The organism is Victivallis sp. Marseille-Q1083, assembly GCF_903645315.1.
GTDB lineage: Bacteria > Verrucomicrobiota > Lentisphaeria > Victivallales > Victivallaceae > UMGS1518.
Genome location: NZ_CAHJXL010000001.1, coordinates 1,387,880 through 1,403,350 on the forward strand (window position 1 = coordinate 1,387,880; position 15,471 = coordinate 1,403,350).

Sequence of the window (15,471 nt, forward strand, 5' to 3'; positions counted from 1 at the left end):
TTCTCTTTTGACTCCTGAGAATGTTGGGGTTCGATTAATGGGCGGCGTCTTTTTCGACGGTCAGTATCCCGTCGACCAGCTCGACCGCCTGCTCCGGCGTGATCTGCCCGTGCACTTCATCGTTCACCAGCATCACCGGCGCCAGGCCGCACGCTCCCAGACAGCTCACCGTCTCCACCGTGAACAGCATGTCGTCGGTCGTCCGCTTTTCGTCGCTCAGATGCAGCTTCTCCAGCAGCGCGTTCAGCACACTGTGCGATTTCTTCACGTGACACGCCGTCCCGTCGCACAGCTTGATCAGATATTTCCCCTTCGGCTTCATCGAAAAGTGCGCGTAAAACGTCGCAACTCCATACACGCGCGACGGCGGGACGCCCAGGCTCGTCGCCACGTAACTGATCATGTCTTTCGACAGAAATTTGTACTCTTCCTGCACCGCCTGCAGGATCGGGATCAATTTGCTCGCGTCGTAACCGTGTTCTTCCAGGATACGGTCCACCGCTGACAAATGCGACGCCATCGCCTGCGTCTTTTCCAACGTCTCTTGCATGTTGTTTGTTCTCCTGTCCGGCGTCTCCATGTCACGGCGCCGAAATTGTTCTGTTTGGTGAAAAAATTCTATCTAAAATGCGATTCAACTTCCATCAGCCCCGCACCGGTCCGCCCGGCTCGCCGCGGCGGGCCAGTTTGACCGACAGCACCGCCAGCCCGCCGGCGATGACTTCGCGCTGTACGACCACCTCATCCGGCACTTTCAAACTGACGTTGGCGAAATTCCAGATGCCTTTGACGCCGCCGGCCACCAATTGGTCGGCCACCTTCTGCGCGCAGGGGGCCGGAACGCAGATGATGCCCATCGAGACCTGCAGCCGCCTGACCAGTTCTTCGATCCGGTCGGCGGCAAAAATTTCCCGTCCATGGATTTCGGTACCGACCTTGGCCGGATCGGCATCGAACGCCGCGATAATCCGCAGGCCATATTCTTCAAAACCATCGTATCCCAGCAGCGCGCTGCCCAGCGACCCGACACCGATCAACACCGCTTCGGAGGTGTTGTCCCAACGCAGGAAAGTCTTGATCGCATCGATCAACTCCTTGACCTTATAACCGACACCGGGCTGGCCGGTGACACCGGTCAATGCCAGATCCTTGCGGACGACAATCGCCTCCAGATTCATATATTTGGCCAGTTGCGGAGTCGCGACGATATCGATGCCGGCTTTGCGCATTTCGGATAACTTATGCAAATAAGTCGGCATCCGCCGAATCGACGGCATTTTCTGCACTTTGATATTACCCATGAGCGTTGCAACTGTCCGTATTTAGATATTTTTTTATCAAATTTAAAACGCTAATATAACACCCGAGCAAAAATTTTCAACGCTATTTAGATATTTTTTTATCGATATTATTTTCTAAAACTCTCCGGTTATTTTGGCTCCCTTTGAAATGATTCGGAAATCAACTGCCGTGACGGTATTGCGGGCTTCGTAAACCTTCCGCCGCTGACCGGCCGGGTGCGACCGGCAAGAGCAGTCAAATCATAAAAAAACCGGTCCTTTCCTTCCGGATAGGACCGGTTCTCCGGACATTTTGTTGCCTTGACGGCGAAGAAAAGTCGGAATGATTTTGAATGATAAGCAGTTATTTTTTCCCGGTGCTGCCGAATCCGCCGGCGCCGCGTTCGGTTGCCGACAGTGCCGCAACCGGCTGCAGCGTCACTTCCGGCAGACGGCTGATCACCATCTGCGCAATCCGGTCGCCGCGTTTGATCGGAAACGCTTCCGGGCCGGGATTGAACATGATGATGCCGATTTCGCCGCGATAGCCGGCATCAATGGTGCCCGGAGAATTGGTCAGCATCAGATTGTGCTTCAAAGCCAAACCGCTGCGCGGCCGGATCTGCGCTTCGAAGCCGTACGGCAACTCCAGAAAAATTCCGGTCGGCACCAAGGTGCTGTTTCCCACCGGCAGAACCATATCCACCCGGGAACGTAAATCGTAGGCGGCATCGTCGTGGTGGGCTTTGGCCGGCAGCAAATCGTCGCAGCCGTCGAACATTGCGATTTTGATAATTGTCGATTCCGTCATCGGCAGGACCTCCTGAGCATGCATACTTTTTTGCTTTTGATCGGTTTGGTGATTACTGTAATGCCGAAGTGAAAATTTGAAAACGGATCAACCTTGGAAAATCGAAAAATCATTCATATCGACATGGACGCCTTCTACGCCTCCATCGAACAGCGCGATCATCCAGAGTGGCGCGGCAAACCGCTGATCATCGGCGGCTCCCCGGAGGAGCGCGGCGTGGTCAGCACCTGTTCGTACGAAGCGCGGGTGTTCGGCATTCATTCGGCGATGCCGACCAAAACGGCGGTGCGGCTCTGCCCTGACGGCATCTTTCAGCCGGTCGACATGCCCAAATACAAACGAGTTTCCGGCCGCATCCAGGACATTCTGCACCGCTTTTCCGACCGGGTCGAACCGGTATCGATCGACGAAGCCTACCTGGATGTCACCGAAAACGCCCAGAAACAGCCGTCGGCCACGCTGGTCGCCCGGGCCATCCAGCGCGCCATCTATGAGGAGACCATGCTGACCGCTTCGGCCGGCGTATCGTACAATAAATTCCTGGCCAAAATCGCTTCCGACCTGCACAAACCCTGCGGTCTGACCGTAATCACGCCGAAGAACGCGACACGCTTTCTCGAACAGTTGCCGATCGAGAAATTTCACGGCATCGGCCGGGCCACCGCCGGCCGGTTGAAGGGCATGGGGGTCAAATGCGGCGGCGATCTGAAAAAGTTCGAACGGGAAGCGCTGATCGGACTGTTCGGCAAAAACGGCTCCTACTATTACGATATCGTCCGCGGCATCGACCTGCGGCCGGTGGAAACGGAATACGAACGCAAATCCTACGGCCGGGAAATCACTTTCCCGCACGATCTGGACAATCTGGATGAGATCGTCGAACATGTCCGGCGGCTGTCCGGCCGGGTGGCCCAACTGCTGGCGCGGGAGGGATTGGCCGGCCGGACCGTGACCTTGAAAGTGCGGTATGAAAATTTTCAGACGGTGACCCGCAGCATGTCGGTAACCGTGCCGGTCGGCGAAGGCCGAGTCATCGCCGCGATCGCCGAAGCGCTGCTGAAACGAACCGAGGCCGGCGCCCGGCAGGTGCGGCTGCTCGGAGTCACCATGTCGAATTTCCCGACCGGAGCGGAACAGAATGCGCCGATTCAACTGGAGTTCGATTTCGACGCCGCCGGCAGCTGAGCGCCTGCCGACCTCACTGCTGTTTTTGCCGGGCTTCCTCCAGTGCCTGGGACTGCATTTCAAGGAACTTGGCCTGCGCCTCCTTCCATTCGGCCATCACCTCGTCGTACCGGTCGAGTTTGGCCAGGAACAACGCCTTGACGGTAATTTCGTAAATATCTTCCATCTGGGTATCGTAGGCCACCGGATTGCCGAAGGTGTCGATATATACGCCGCCGCCGCCAACCCGCTGGTCGCTGACCGCGTCGATCATCGACACCGGGCCGCCGGCGGTATTGTCCTGCGGCACCGCCATGGCTCCCACTTTGGTCCGCTTGAATTCGACGACCTGGACGGCATTGGCGCCGACGGCCCTGGCCTTGTCGATCAATGCCGTCTTGATTTCGCCGCTCGGGGTGGAGCCGTTGCATTCGAGCAGACCGCGGCCGATGGAATGATAGGTATCCGGCGGCACCGGCGTCGCTTCGTCGTAGAATGCCACACTCTCATTTTCCGGCAGCGCCGGCAGCTTCTGGCCGACGTAATCAACGCTGAGACAGCCGCTCAATAGACCGGCCAGCCAGCCGGCCAACAATAATTTTCCTGTTTTTTTCATCCTTGTTTCCTTCAAAATCGTCAAATTAACCTGGCACCCGGCCACTCTATTGCCGCTTGAATTCCATCGGCGGCTGGCGCTTGCCCCGCAGCATGGCACTCGGGTCGTCGTTGAGGTAGGACATCAACTCGGTAACCGCATCCAACGCCCGGTTCAATTTCTGCAGCGACACCTCCAGCGTCGACATCGTCTCATCGGCGCTGCCGACCACGCCGCGGATATCGTTGCCGGCCTGGGTGACGCTGCCGGCGGCCTCGCGGAACGCCGATGCGGTCCCGGCCACATTGGCCTGGGCAAGTTGTTCGTTGACATCGTTGATCAGCGTATTGATGTTGTTCACTGCGGTCTCCAGTTGTTCGCTGAAAGTCCGCAGGCGCTCTTCGGTCAGCGTCCGGGCCAACGCGCCGGAGCTCCGTTCCAGGTTGTTGCTGATGCTCTCGATGCGCTGGACGATCACTTTCAAATCCGGATCGGACAGCAGCGCCGTCGCTTCGCCGAGCCCGCGTTTCAATTCATTGGAAATGCCGACGAAATCGACCTGGGAAATCCGGTTCAACGAGGTGCTGAACATGCCCAGCAGATCGGTGAAGGTCGACGGCGTCGACGGCAGATAAAACTGGCCGGCGGCGAGATCCGGCGGCTGTTTGATGATGTCCTGAGTATTGCTCGGATCGAAATAATCGAATTCGATGTATTTCAGGCCGGTGATGCCGGCGTATTCCAGCCGGGCGCGCAGCCCGGAGCTGCGTTCGCGGTCGAAAAATTCATAGAAACTTTTGAGGCTCTCGGTCGAACGCCGCTGCAGCGGTTTCGAGTCGATGAATGCCGACAGCTCGATTTCCATGTCCACCCGGATCAATTTGTCGTTGACCTGGATGGCGATGGTCGAAACGTTGCCGATCGGCACGCCTTTGTATTTGACCGGCGACCCCACCGCCAGGCCCTGCACCGACTCGCTGAACAGCGTGGTGATGCGGGCCCGCGTCTTAAAGAGATCGGACAAGCCCAAAAAGAACATCGTCGCCAGCAGCACCGCCAGCCCGCCGAGGACGAACAACCCGAGTTTGAATCTGCTTATCTGCGCCATATTTCCCTCAATTTAAATCCCGTTTCAAACCGTCCCGGCTCAGGAATTGCCGTACCCACGGATTGGACGAATGCCGTTCCAGCTCCCGGGGCGCCCCGCTGTCGACGATCGAGCGGGTTTTCTTGTCCAGCATGATAATCCGGTCGGCAATCGCAAACACACTGTCCAATTCATGGGTGACGATGACCATCGTGCTGCCCAGATCACGCCGGAGACGCAAAATCAAGCGGTCCAGCTCCGCCGACGTGATCGGATCGAGTCCGGCCGACGGTTCATCGAAAAACAACAGTTGCGGGTCCAGCGCCAGCGCCCGCGCCAGACCGGCGCGCTTGCACATGCCGCCGGACAGCTCCGCCGGCTGGTAATTGCCGAACTGCGCGAGGTCAACCCAGCGCAATTTTTCCTGCACCACCTCGTGAATCTCCTTCCGGCTCAAGTCGGTGAACTCCTCCAGCGGCAGCGCAATGTTTTCCGCCACCGTCATCGACCCGAACAGCGCGCCGCCCTGGTAAGTCACGCCGAACCGCCGCATCAACTGCCGCTTACGCTGCTCACCGGCTTTGACGATGCTTTCGCCGAAAATCTTGATATCGCCTTTGATCGGCGTATACAAACCGATCATATGCTTCAGCAATGTGCTTTTACCGCAGCCGGAACCGCCCATGATGGCGAAAATTTCCCCCCGGTTGACCGAAAAATTTAAATTTTCCAACACCGGGCGGTTGTTGTAGCCGACCGTCAGGTTTTTGACTTCCACCACCGGATTTTCCGCTTTCTTCAACGCTCGATCACTCACGGTCAATACCCCCAGAACGAATAGATGATCGTCAGCACCGCATCGGCGATCACCACCATGAAAATTGAACTCACCACCGCTTCGGTCGCCGCCCGGCCGACGCCCTGCGCATCGTTTTCCGCCTGAAAACCGTGCCAACAGCCGACCAGCGCAATCAAAGCGGCAAAGAAAAAACTCTTCATCACCCCCAGCAGCAGCACCGGAATGGTCAGCACCTCCTGGGTCCGGTCCAGATAGGTGACCAGCGGCAGCTTCAGCATCGTCGCGCCGACGGTCAAACCGCCGAGCAGACCGGCAATGTCGCCGAATACCGTCAAAATCGGCAATACCAGCAGCATGGCGAGCAATTTGGGCACCACCAGAAAGCGGGCTGGCGCGATGCCCATCGTCTGCATGGCGCTGACCTCTTCATTGACCTTCATCGTGCCGATTTCAGCGGCAAAAGCGCTGCCGGCCCGGCCGGTGGCAATCATCGCCACCATCAACGGCCCCAATTCCTTCAGGATGGAAAAACCGACCAGGTCGGCGACGTAAATTTCGGTGCCGAACTGCCGCATCTGGACGGCGGCCTGAAATCCCAGCACCAACCCCATCAGATAACAGATCAGCAAAACGATCGGCAGCGACTGGCTGCCGCACAAACTCATGTAGTACCAGACTTCCCGCCACCGCATTTTCCGCGGATGCCGGAGCGTCAGCGCGAAAACCGCGGCCAACTCGCCCAGAAAGGCAATCATATCGCGGCCGCTGGCAACCCGGTCGTAAACATTTTCACCGGTATAATCGACGATTCGCTTCAGTTTCTTCATGACGCTGACAACCTGGCCGGTTCAAACTTCAATCGAGCACTCCCTTGGTCGACAACACGCCCTGAATGCGCGGATCGTATCCGGTCGCCTGGTCCAGCGCTTTGGCGAATCCTTTGAAAATCGCCTCGAAGACGTGGTGGACTTCATCGCCGCAAACCAGATGGATGTGAAGATTCAAGCCGCACTGGTTGACCAGGGCCTGAAAAAATTCCCGGAACAGCCGGACATCGATATCCTTCAGCCGCGGCGCCGGGGACGGCACGTCGTAAACCAGGCAGGGCCGCCCGGACAAATCCAGCGCGATCTGCACCAGGGTCTCGTCCATCGGCAGCAGGAAACTGCCGTAGCGGCGGATTCCGGCCTTATCGCCGGCCGCCTGGCGGATGAGGTTGCCCAGGACCAGGCCCAGATCCTCCATCGTGTGATGATAATCGACCTCCAGGTCGCCTTTGACGCTGACCTTCAAATCGAAAAAGCCATGTTTGGCGAACAATGTCAACATGTGATCGAGAAAACCGATGCCGGTGTGCACATCGCTTTGACCGCTGCCGTCCAAATTGATTTCGGCAAAAATATCGGTTTCCAGCGTGGTGCGTTTCCATTCGGCGCAGCGCACGGCATTCATGACAACCTCCTTGAAAATGAAAAATTTTTCCGAAAAAAACTTCGGATCGTCCGCTTCACGGTTTTAATTTATAACTTGTTACGGTAAATTACCAGCCGGGAATCATCGGAGAGTGGGTGCAATGGGATATTTTTTTGCCTGGATCGTGGTGATCGTCACCGCCTATCTGGCGGTCGATGCCGTCAGTTCCATCGACAAATATGGAATTTTTGCAATTTTCATCGGCTTGTTCTGGGCCGGGATTTGCGGTGTGATTTTTGCGATATTATTTTCCGGCAGAATGGGTTCCATATTCGGCGGCGCCATTTTTCATCCGACCCGCTATTTGAAAAAGCGGCCGGATATTTTTTCGCCGATTCAGGGTCTGATGGCGGCCGGACACTGGCGGGAGGCCGAAGAAGCACTGCAGAATATATTCGAGCGGGACCCCGTTTCGCCGCCGGCCAATTTATTGTGGGCGGAAATCGCCATCGCGCAGGACCGCCACGATGAATTGCTCGACCGGCTTGAGTCCTATTTCCATGCCGCCGAACCGCTGCCCTCCGAGGAACGAATGCAGTTGCTGCTGCATTACTGCGATTACGCAATACCGGCCGGCCGGCGCGCCGCGGCGGTTTCCCGCCTGTCCGAAGAGTTGAAACGGGTGAATTGGCCGTCGGCCGAACGGCAGTTGCTGACCGACCGCCTGCAGGCAATCGCCCGGCAAAAGTAAAAAAAATCCGGCGGCTTTTCATTTATGGTTTTCATTTGGCGATTCGGGATGATAAATTATCGGTTATCAACAGCAGGAGGCGGACAATGAAGCGTATTTTGGCCTGGCTCGTCATTCTTTTCTGCGGCTACAAGGCCTTGACGGCGTTCTGGTCGATTGGAGAACTTGAAGAAGAGCCGCTGGCGGCGGTGGGAATCTTCCTGGGCGGGCTGCTGTGGGCCGCGGTTTGCGCCGTGGTGCTGGCGGTGCAATTGTCCGATAAATTCGGCGGTTTGTTCAGCCGGATCTTCTACGCGGCCGATTACCTGAAGGAACCGCCGGATATGATTTCGCCGATTCGAGGACTGATGGCCAATCAGGAGTATGAAAAAGCCGAAGAAGAGCTGCGGCAGCTCCTGGCAAAGCGGCCGTATTCGCCGATCGCCAATCTGCTGGCGGCCGAGATTGCCATCGAACGGCAGCGCATTCCGGACGCACTGGACCGGCTGGAAAATTATTTCAACAACCCGAAAACCCGGATTACTGAGGAAAATACCCAGATGCTGCTGCTCTACAGCGATCATGCGCCGCAATTCGGGCGGAAACAAAATGCCATCACCTACCTGGAACGGGAGTTGGCGCGCAAAGGTTATTCCGAACCGGAGCGGCAGTTCCTGTCCGCCCGGCTGGCGGCACTTCACAACGATGCGAATTTGTCAGACCGTTTGACTTCCTGACAATGAGCGGGGATTTACAAATGATAGGAAAGGATGTTTTGCCATGCTGATCGATATGCCGCTTGAGGAGCTGAAACGTTATCAGGGACGCAATCCCAAACCGGCGGACTACGATGAATTCTGGGCCCGGTCGCTCGCCGAACTGGAAGCGATTCCGCCGGATATCGAAATGACCCCGTCGGCGTTCCAGACGCCCTACGCCGAATGTTTCGACCTCTATTTCACCGGCACCGGCGGCGCCAGAATTTACGCCAAATTTTCCCGGCCGCGCAACGATTCGTTGTCGAAGCCGGGAGTCGTCGTTTTTCACGGTTACGGCGGCGATTCCTATGACTGGTGCGGGCTCCTGCCGTTTGTGGCCGCCAATTTCGTCGTCGCCGCGCTGGACTGCCGCGGCCAGGGAGGACGCTCGGAAGACTGCATCCCGGTCAAGGGCAATACGCTCAACGGCCATATCATCCGCGGCGCCGCCGACGCCGATCCCAGGAAGCTCTATTTTCGCAATGTTTTTCTCGATACCGTGCGCCTGACCAAAATTCTGATGAGTCAGCCGGACGTCGATCCCACCCGGATCGGGGCGACCGGCGGTTCGCAGGGCGGCGGTTTGTCGTTCGCCTGCGCCGGACTGGTGCCGGAAGTGAAGTGCGTAGCCGGCGCCTTCCCGTTTCTCTGCGACTATCAGCGGGTCTGGGAAATGGACCTGGCCAATAACGCCTATCGCGACATCACCGAATATTTCCGCCACTTCGACCGCACCCATGCCCGCGAAAAGGAATTTTTCACCAAGCTCGGCTATGTCGACGTTCAGTTCCTGGCGCCGCGCATCCGGGGCAAGGCATTGATGCTGACCGGCTTGATGGATACCATCTGCCCGCCGTCCACCCAATTTGCGATGTTCAATAAGATTCGCAGCGAGAAGGAGCTGATCCTCTATCCCGATTTCGGCCATGAAGGATTGCCGGACTGGGACGATATCAAATTGCAATGGATGTTGAAAGAGCTGGCCTGAACGGCCGGCCGGTGACGAAAGCAACGAAAGGAATAAGGTTTTTCAGCAATGCTTCTGGAATTGAAAAAAGTTGGCGACATCATCGACCGGATTCTTCGCGAAGATGATTTTCCGGATCGGATTCAACCGGATTATTTGCGTGAGGCGGTGCTCGATTATCCGGTGCGCGGCGGCAAACGGCTGCGGCCGGCATTGCTGATGTGGTCTTGCGGCATTTACGGCGGATCGGAATCGCAGGCAATGCTGCCGGCGGCGGCAGTCGAAGTGTTTCACAACTGGACGCTGGTGCACGATGACATCATCGACGACGACGAAGTCCGGCGCGGCGCGCCCAGCTGCCACCGCCGTCTGGCGGCTCGGGCGGCGAAACGTTTTCCGAACCGGTCGGCAGGTACTGTCGATAAATTCGGCCGGGACATGGCGATTCTCTGCGGCGATCTGCAGCAGGCCTGGGCGAACAGCCTGCTGTTGAAAAGCGTCGAACACGGCGTACCGCCGGCGATAGCGGTGGCGTTGGCCCGGCGATTGCAGGAACTGACCAGCCGGGAACTGATCAGCGGCGAAGCGCTCGATGTCGAATTTCCGATGCGCGAATTGTCCGGCATCGCGGTGGCGGAAGTGGAAACGATGCTGTACCTGAAAACCGGCATCCTGCTGCAGTTCAGCGTCGAATGCGGCGCGGCACTGGCACTGGAAACCACCGATTTTCAAATTCCGGAGATTCGCAATCTCGGCAGATTCGCGTTGGCGGCGGGCGTGGCATTCCAGCTCCGGGATGATTACCTCGGCCTTTACGGCGACTTCCGGAAATTCGGCAAGACGATCGGCGCCGATCTGCGCGAAGCCAAACCGACATTGCTGCTGCTGAAAGCGTTCGAACTTCTGCCGGAGGACGGCCGCCGGCAATTGCAGGCGCTGTTGAAACTGGAACGGTACAGCGAGGCGGCGCTGCAGCAGGCCAGGACGTTGGTCGGCGACTGCGGGGCGGCGGCGTTTGCCGCCGCCCGGGCGGAACAATTGGCCGCCGAGGCACATGACATTCTGAAGACGCTGCCGGCCAACCGTTACCGGGGATTGCTGCAGGATCTGGTCGATTACTTATTGACCCGGGAACTCTAAGCCTATTTGGATTTCAACCCCAGCTCGCCCCCCCCGGCCGGAACGCATCGGAAGCATGCACCGCGGCGATTTATGAGATGGCATAATGACGCAGCAACGCTTCGGCGCATTTCAACCCGTCGACGGCCGCTGAAATAATGCCGCCGGCCATGCCGGCCCCTTCCCCGGCGATATAAAGGCCGGACACCGAACTGGCCAGCGTCTCCGGATCGCGCCGGAAACGCACCGGGCTGGAAACAAAACTTTCAATGCCGATCAGCTTGCCGCCGTCGACAAATCCCGGCATCAGTCGGTCGAAATGCCGCAAACCGCCCCGCAATGGCCGGGTCACCCAGTCCGGCAGCAGCCGGTCCACCGCCGCCGGACGCAGCCCGAACGCCGTACTGCTGTCCGGGCTTTTCAAACGGACCGTCCCCTGCAAAAACGCCGCCGCATCCTGCGCCGGAAACGTGCAGTCCCCGCCGCCGGCCTCGAACGCCCGTCCTTCCAGATCGGCCAGATAGGCGAAAGCATCGGCCGCCGAAGCAAACCGGTCCGCTTCGGAAGTGACGATCAGACAACTGTTGGCATAACGGCCGTCGCGGCGGTAATTGCTCATGCCGTTGGTCGAAAGCCGGCCGCAAGTCGCCGAGGCAAAAACGATTTCACCGCCGGGACACATACAAAACGTGCTGACGCCGCCGGTTCTGCCGCCGCCGCCCGGCCGGCAAACCATATTGTATTCCGCCGCACCGAGCACGGCAGGCCGCGGCGTCACGTGATATTGCCGATGATCGATGAAGGACTGTTCGTGTTCGATCCGGCAACCGATCTGAAACGGCTTGAGCTGGTGCTCAACGCCGCAATCGACCAGCCGCTGGATCAACGGCCGTCCCCCCAAACCCGGCGCAATCAGCACCGCCGGCGCGGTGATGGTCTCGCCGCCGGCAACCTTCACGCCGAGGCAACGGCCGGACCGGATGACCACCTCCTCCACCCCGCACCCGAACCGGAAACTTCCGCCGCCGGCGATGATCGCCCGCCGTAAACCGGCCACCACCAGCGGCAGCCGGTCGGAACCGATATGCGGCCGTTTCAGGTAAGCGATTTCAGCCGGCGCACCGGCATTTATCATCTCCTGCAGCACGAACGCCGCCCGGGGATCGCGAATTCTGGTATAAAGTTTGCCGTCGGAAAATGTGCCGGCGCCGCCTTCGCCGATCAGATAATTGCTGTCACAGTTCAGGTTCCGGCTTCGTTCGAACGCCTCGATATCCCGGCGCCGCCGTTCGACCTCGAAACCACGGTCCAGCACGATCGGTTCGCAGCCGGCCAACGCCAGCCGGTAAGCGGCGAACAACCCGGCCGGACCGGTTCCGACCACCACCACATGGCGCAGATCCGGCCGGAAAAATTCCGGCAATCCAGGAGCGGCAAACGCCGCCAGTTCTTCCGGACCGACTTCCTGAAATTTCGTCAGGCTGTTTTGGCCGCGGCTGACGCCGACAAGCAAGGAATAAACGATTTCCGGCCGCCCGCGCCTGGCGTCGACGCTTTTGTTGAGAATCCGGTACTCTTCCACCGCTCCCGGCGGCAATCGCAGCATTTCAACCAGCAGCGGCGCCAGCGACTCGTCCAGATCACCCGCGGCGCAGGTCAATTTCAGGGCATTCAACCGGAAATCGTCGACTTTAAAGTAACGCGTCAATCCGTCTCTCCAAACACCTCGGCGGTGAACACGCTGAATTTCGCTTCCGGCTGTTTCCAGGCATCCGCCGCCAGACCGGCTTTCAAACTCAAATATTTCAACGTGGTTTCCCGGTTCCAGCCCTGCTCCAGCGCCACCTGCGGCAGAAATACCGCCCGGTGGTTGCGCAGCGACAGAATAATGCCGTGTTCGCCGACGCAGAACTCCTGCACCGAAGCGATCGGCCGCGGCGGCGACAATACCGAAACCTCCATCGTACATTCGATAAACTCATCGATATCCAGCGGCGAAAAACGCGGATCTTCAAAAGCCGCATTCAACGCGTTGCGGCGCAGGTTGTCTCCCAGCGGTTCCATGCTGCTCAAGTTGCCGATGCAGCCGCGCAATTCCCCCTCCGCATCCAGCAGCGTCACAAAGCAGGCGCCGGACTCTTCCAGTTTGCCGTCCGGCAACACCGGCGTCTCCGGCGGCGCCATATGCGTCAACTGCGATTTTATCACATTCCGGACAAACTGCAAAATGGTTCGACGTTCGTCCGCATTGAATTTCTGACTCTCATCCACGTCGCACCTCCCTTTCTCGTTAACGGCTTATTGCCAGCAGCAACAACACTGCCGCATTGATCAGCAAAATTCCCATCACCAGTTGCGGGCCGCTATACAGCGGCCCGATCAACGGCAACTCCAGCGATCGCGCCAGCACCGCCACCCGGTAGGCCGCATAGACATTCAATCCGGCCAGCGGCACCAGCCACCACAATCCGGGCCGTTTCGGCGCATTCTTTTTCTTCGCCATATCAAGCCCGGTCGCGCAACACCCGGAACCAGCCGTAGGCGATAAACACCAAAGTCGGCAGCAAACCGGCCACCACCGGATTCATCGCGCCGCCTTTACCGAGCACCAGAAAAGCCTGGCTGGTCGCAATATAGACGACGATGATCGCCACCGCGGTCACGATCGACAACATGATGCCGGAACGTTCGTTTTTCGTCGCCAGCGGTATTCCCAGAAAAACCGCCAGAAAACAGGCCCACGGAAAAGCGAGCCGGTAATAGAACACCGTTTCGTACATCACCCGGCGCTGTTCCGGCATGTTCGGCGTTTTCCGCAGCATGTTATAGATCACCCAGGTCGGCAATTCATCTTCATCCTTGATCGAATTCAAGATATCGTCCGGCGTCTCCGGCGCCTCCGACGGCGGCAGGGTGTATTCCTCGTAGCGTTCGGCGACTTTCGCCATCAGGCCGTCCAGCGTATACGGCGTCAGCGTCACATCGTGGAACTTCCAGCCGACGCCCGGCTCATAATCGGCAGACTTTGCAACCAAGTCCCAATCCAGCGTACCGTCCGGCCGGAAGTCCTTGACCATCACCATATGGTGCGAACCGGCCAGCTCGAATGTCCGGAAAAACCAAGTACGCGGATCGTCCGGATTCGGACTGCGGTAGGTGAGCATCGTCTGGAAAGCCGGCGCTTCGCCGCCGGTCTTGGTCCACACCTCTTTGAGAACTTCCGCCTCGCGTTCGGTATAAGGAACCAGTTGTTCGTTGAAATAAATATTGACCGCCGTCACCACCAGCCCGACCGCGAAAATCGGTCCGCCGCAGCGGAAAAGCGAAACGCCGGAAGCCCGCATCGCCGTCACTTCCATATGCTTGCCGAACATCGCCATCGTCCACATGCAGCCGAGCAGCACCGAAATCGGCAGCACGAAACGGATGTTGCCGGGCAGTTTCAGCAGAAAAAAGTAGGCGATATGGTTCCACGGAGTCCGTTTCTCCAGAAAGTCGGAAAGGTCGTTGAATACATTGCTCAAAAAGAACAGAATCCCGAAAACCAGCAGCAGAATGCTGAAATAGACCATGAATTCCCGAAAGATATACCAATCCAGCGTCGGCATGAAAAACCAACGGCGCGGCACATTGTTCAGACGTTTTACCAGTTTGCGTTCATTCATATTTTAATTGCCATGACAGCCCTTATTGATTATACTGGAAATCTCCAAATAGAATATAGCGCCTTTCCGGATAAAAAGAAAGCGTTCTGCAACCTTTGAACGCAAATCTTTTGAAAATACCTGTTTCAGGCCCGTCGGAACAACCGGCGGAATAACTCGTTCAACGATTTCTGCACCGTCCGGCCGGCGATAATCAGCGAGACGGAAACGATGATCAGCAGAATCCCCGCCACCAACCGAAACGTCAGCGATTCCCCGAATACCGCCACGCCGAAAAACACGGCGGTCACCGGCTCCAACGCGCCGAGGATGGCGGTCGGCGTCGCTCCGATATAATGAATGGCCAACGCCGTGCACGACAGCGAAACCACCGTCGGCAGCAGGGCGATGGCGACAACGTTCCCCCAGCTTTGCCAGGAGGGCACCACCTGCAATCCGAGGCAGAAATCCAGCCGGACAATATAGATGGACAGCCCGAACAGCAATGAATAAAACGTCAGCTTGGCGCCCGACAGATTTTTCAATGCGGACTGCTTGACCCCGACGATATAAATCGCATAGGAAAGCGCCGACAGTATGACCAGCAGAATGCCGGCAAAGCTCAACGGTCCGCCATCGCCGCCCCGGTACAGCAATGCAATCCCGGACAATGCCAGCACGATGCTGGCCACCGTCACCGGAGTGGCTTTCTCATGGAAAAACAACGCCATGATGACCGCCACCATCACCGGATAGACAAAAAGAATGGTCGAAGCGATGCCGGCATCCATATGCCGGTAACTGAGGAACAGAAACAGCGAAGAGGCCGCAAACAGCAAACCGGCGATCACCAGCGGCAGAATTTCGTTTCCGTTCAACCGGAAGGATTGTCGCTGCAGTTTCATCCAGATCCCCAGCATGACAATCGCCAATGTATAACGGTAGAACAACACGGAATCGGCATTCAAGCCTTCGCGGTACAACGGCAACGCGAAAAGCGGATTCATCCCGTAAGTGGCCGCGGCAACGGCGCCGAACAAAAATCCTTTGACCTTATCGCTCATAGCGGCCTTTCCAAATTTCAGGAATAAAAAAAGGAGAGTC

Annotated in this window: 18 protein-coding genes; 5 read left to right on the plus strand and 13 right to left on the minus strand. The window is 57.7% G+C overall.

Translation table 11 applies throughout. From position 1 onward, the window contains the following. Positions 1-34: 34 nt before the first annotated feature. From HWX74_RS05440 to dut, 3 genes are all read right to left on the minus strand, one after another. Entirely contained in the window at positions 35-520 is a 486-nt protein-coding gene (locus tag HWX74_RS05440; protein ID WP_368506816.1) for an NAD(P)H-dependent oxidoreductase subunit E, read from the minus strand. A 124-nt stretch (positions 521-644) separates the two neighbouring features. Continuing rightward, the gene (locus HWX74_RS05445; protein WP_176012586.1) at positions 645-1,301 is read right to left on the minus strand and encodes a redox-sensing transcriptional repressor Rex; all 657 of its coding nucleotides are present in this window, start codon (positions 1,299-1,301) and stop codon (positions 645-647) included. Positions 1,302-1,644: 343 nt separating this feature from the next. After that, on the minus strand, positions 1,645-2,061 hold the full coding sequence (dut, locus tag HWX74_RS05450) for a dUTP diphosphatase (protein WP_176014538.1): 417 nt from the start codon (positions 2,059-2,061) through the stop codon (positions 1,645-1,647). 123 nt (positions 2,062-2,184) lie between these two features. On the opposite strand from dut, the gene dinB reads away from it, so the two are divergent. Next, the gene (gene dinB / locus HWX74_RS05455) at positions 2,185-3,276 is read left to right on the plus strand and encodes a DNA polymerase IV (protein WP_176012587.1); all 1,092 of its coding nucleotides are present in this window, start codon (positions 2,185-2,187) and stop codon (positions 3,274-3,276) included. Positions 3,277-3,289: 13 nt separating this feature from the next. Here dinB and HWX74_RS05460 read toward each other — a convergent pair whose 3' ends face one another. Genes HWX74_RS05460 through hisB form a run of 5 tightly spaced genes read right to left on the minus strand, consistent with a single transcriptional unit; the run spans position 3,290 to position 7,188 of the window. Beyond that, on the minus strand, positions 3,290-3,871 hold the full coding sequence (locus HWX74_RS05460) for a hypothetical protein (RefSeq protein WP_176012588.1): 582 nt from the start codon (positions 3,869-3,871) through the stop codon (positions 3,290-3,292). A gap of 46 nt (positions 3,872-3,917) precedes the next feature. Next, the gene (locus tag HWX74_RS05465; RefSeq protein ID WP_176012589.1) at positions 3,918-4,958 is read right to left on the minus strand and encodes an MlaD family protein; all 1,041 of its coding nucleotides are present in this window, start codon (positions 4,956-4,958) and stop codon (positions 3,918-3,920) included. 7 nt (positions 4,959-4,965) lie between these two features. Further along, complete coding sequence (locus tag HWX74_RS05470) at positions 4,966-5,739, minus strand: ATP-binding cassette domain-containing protein (protein ID WP_176014539.1); 774 nt, start codon at positions 5,737-5,739, stop codon at positions 4,966-4,968. A 17-nt stretch (positions 5,740-5,756) separates the two neighbouring features. Beyond that, complete coding sequence (locus HWX74_RS05475) at positions 5,757-6,563, minus strand: ABC transporter permease (protein ID WP_176012590.1); 807 nt, start codon at positions 6,561-6,563, stop codon at positions 5,757-5,759. A 28-nt stretch (positions 6,564-6,591) separates the two neighbouring features. Beyond that, positions 6,592-7,188 (minus strand): imidazoleglycerol-phosphate dehydratase HisB, encoded by a 597-nt coding sequence (gene hisB, locus HWX74_RS05480; RefSeq protein WP_176012591.1) that lies wholly within the window; start codon positions 7,186-7,188, stop codon positions 6,592-6,594. 121 nt (positions 7,189-7,309) lie between these two features. Between hisB and HWX74_RS05485 the strand changes: the two genes are divergently transcribed. The 4 genes from HWX74_RS05485 (at position 7,310) to HWX74_RS05500 (ending at position 10,744) form a co-directional block, all read left to right on the plus strand. Further along, positions 7,310-7,900, plus strand: a complete 591-nt coding sequence (locus HWX74_RS05485; protein ID WP_176012592.1) for a lipopolysaccharide assembly protein LapB — start codon at positions 7,310-7,312, stop codon at positions 7,898-7,900. Between the two features lie 86 nt (positions 7,901-7,986). After that, positions 7,987-8,616: a lipopolysaccharide assembly protein LapB gene (locus HWX74_RS05490; RefSeq protein WP_176012593.1), complete on the plus strand. Its 630-nt coding sequence runs from the start codon at positions 7,987-7,989 to the stop codon at positions 8,614-8,616. Positions 8,617-8,659: 43 nt separating this feature from the next. Continuing rightward, a complete protein-coding gene (locus HWX74_RS05495) occupies positions 8,660-9,625 on the plus strand; it encodes an alpha/beta fold hydrolase (RefSeq protein ID WP_176012594.1) in 966 nt (321 codons plus the stop codon). 48 nt (positions 9,626-9,673) lie between these two features. Beyond that, positions 9,674-10,744, plus strand: coding sequence for a polyprenyl synthetase family protein (locus HWX74_RS05500; RefSeq protein WP_176012595.1), 1,071 nt, complete (start codon positions 9,674-9,676; stop codon positions 10,742-10,744). A 70-nt stretch (positions 10,745-10,814) separates the two neighbouring features. On the opposite strand, the gene HWX74_RS05505 is transcribed toward HWX74_RS05500, so the two are convergent. From HWX74_RS05505 to HWX74_RS05525, 5 genes are all read right to left on the minus strand, one after another. Further along, the gene (locus HWX74_RS05505) at positions 10,815-12,431 is read right to left on the minus strand and encodes an NAD(P)/FAD-dependent oxidoreductase (protein ID WP_176012596.1); all 1,617 of its coding nucleotides are present in this window, start codon (positions 12,429-12,431) and stop codon (positions 10,815-10,817) included. Next, the gene (gene amrA, locus HWX74_RS05510; RefSeq protein ID WP_176012597.1) at positions 12,428-12,994 is read right to left on the minus strand and encodes an AmmeMemoRadiSam system protein A; all 567 of its coding nucleotides are present in this window, start codon (positions 12,992-12,994) and stop codon (positions 12,428-12,430) included. The genes HWX74_RS05505 and amrA overlap by 4 nt, the downstream gene beginning before the upstream one ends. A gap of 19 nt (positions 12,995-13,013) precedes the next feature. Further along, positions 13,014-13,226 (minus strand): hypothetical protein, encoded by a 213-nt coding sequence (locus HWX74_RS05515; protein WP_176012598.1) that lies wholly within the window; start codon positions 13,224-13,226, stop codon positions 13,014-13,016. Position 13,227: 1 nt separating this feature from the next. Continuing rightward, complete coding sequence (locus HWX74_RS05520) at positions 13,228-14,388, minus strand: LptF/LptG family permease (RefSeq protein WP_176012599.1); 1,161 nt, start codon at positions 14,386-14,388, stop codon at positions 13,228-13,230. Positions 14,389-14,513: 125 nt separating this feature from the next. Continuing rightward, positions 14,514-15,431 (minus strand): DMT family transporter, encoded by a 918-nt coding sequence (locus HWX74_RS05525; protein ID WP_176012600.1) that lies wholly within the window; start codon positions 15,429-15,431, stop codon positions 14,514-14,516. Between the last annotated feature and the right edge of the window lie 40 nt (positions 15,432-15,471).

What these genes read in the sequence shown, in the direction of transcription:
- HWX74_RS05465 (WP_176012589.1), bottom strand. Translation starts at nt 4,958, where the DNA reads ATGGCGCAGATAAGCAGATTCAAACTCGGGTTGTTCGTCCTCGGCGGG.
- hisB (WP_176012591.1), bottom strand. Translation starts at nt 7,188, where the DNA reads ATGAATGCCGTGCGCTGCGCCGAATGGAAACGCACCACGCTGGAAACC.
- HWX74_RS05460 (WP_176012588.1), bottom strand. Translation starts at nt 3,871, where the DNA reads ATGAAAAAAACAGGAAAATTATTGTTGGCCGGCTGGCTGGCCGGTCTA.
- HWX74_RS05515 (WP_176012598.1), bottom strand. Translation starts at nt 13,226, where the DNA reads ATGGCGAAGAAAAAGAATGCGCCGAAACGGCCCGGATTGTGGTGGCTG.
- HWX74_RS05440 (WP_368506816.1), bottom strand. Translation starts at nt 520, where the DNA reads ATGGCGTCGCATTTGTCAGCGGTGGACCGTATCCTGGAAGAACACGGT.
- HWX74_RS05490 (WP_176012593.1), top strand. Translation starts at nt 7,987, where the DNA reads ATGAAGCGTATTTTGGCCTGGCTCGTCATTCTTTTCTGCGGCTACAAG.
- HWX74_RS05520 (WP_176012599.1), bottom strand. Translation starts at nt 14,388, where the DNA reads ATGAATGAACGCAAACTGGTAAAACGTCTGAACAATGTGCCGCGCCGT.
- HWX74_RS05500 (WP_176012595.1), top strand. Translation starts at nt 9,674, where the DNA reads ATGCTTCTGGAATTGAAAAAAGTTGGCGACATCATCGACCGGATTCTT.
- HWX74_RS05485 (WP_176012592.1), top strand. Translation starts at nt 7,310, where the DNA reads ATGGGATATTTTTTTGCCTGGATCGTGGTGATCGTCACCGCCTATCTG.
- HWX74_RS05495 (WP_176012594.1), top strand. Translation starts at nt 8,660, where the DNA reads ATGCTGATCGATATGCCGCTTGAGGAGCTGAAACGTTATCAGGGACGC.
- HWX74_RS05525 (WP_176012600.1), bottom strand. Translation starts at nt 15,431, where the DNA reads ATGAGCGATAAGGTCAAAGGATTTTTGTTCGGCGCCGTTGCCGCGGCC.
- HWX74_RS05445 (WP_176012586.1), bottom strand. Translation starts at nt 1,301, where the DNA reads ATGGGTAATATCAAAGTGCAGAAAATGCCGTCGATTCGGCGGATGCCG.
- HWX74_RS05475 (WP_176012590.1), bottom strand. Translation starts at nt 6,563, where the DNA reads ATGAAGAAACTGAAGCGAATCGTCGATTATACCGGTGAAAATGTTTAC.
- dut (WP_176014538.1), bottom strand. Translation starts at nt 2,061, where the DNA reads ATGTTCGACGGCTGCGACGATTTGCTGCCGGCCAAAGCCCACCACGAC.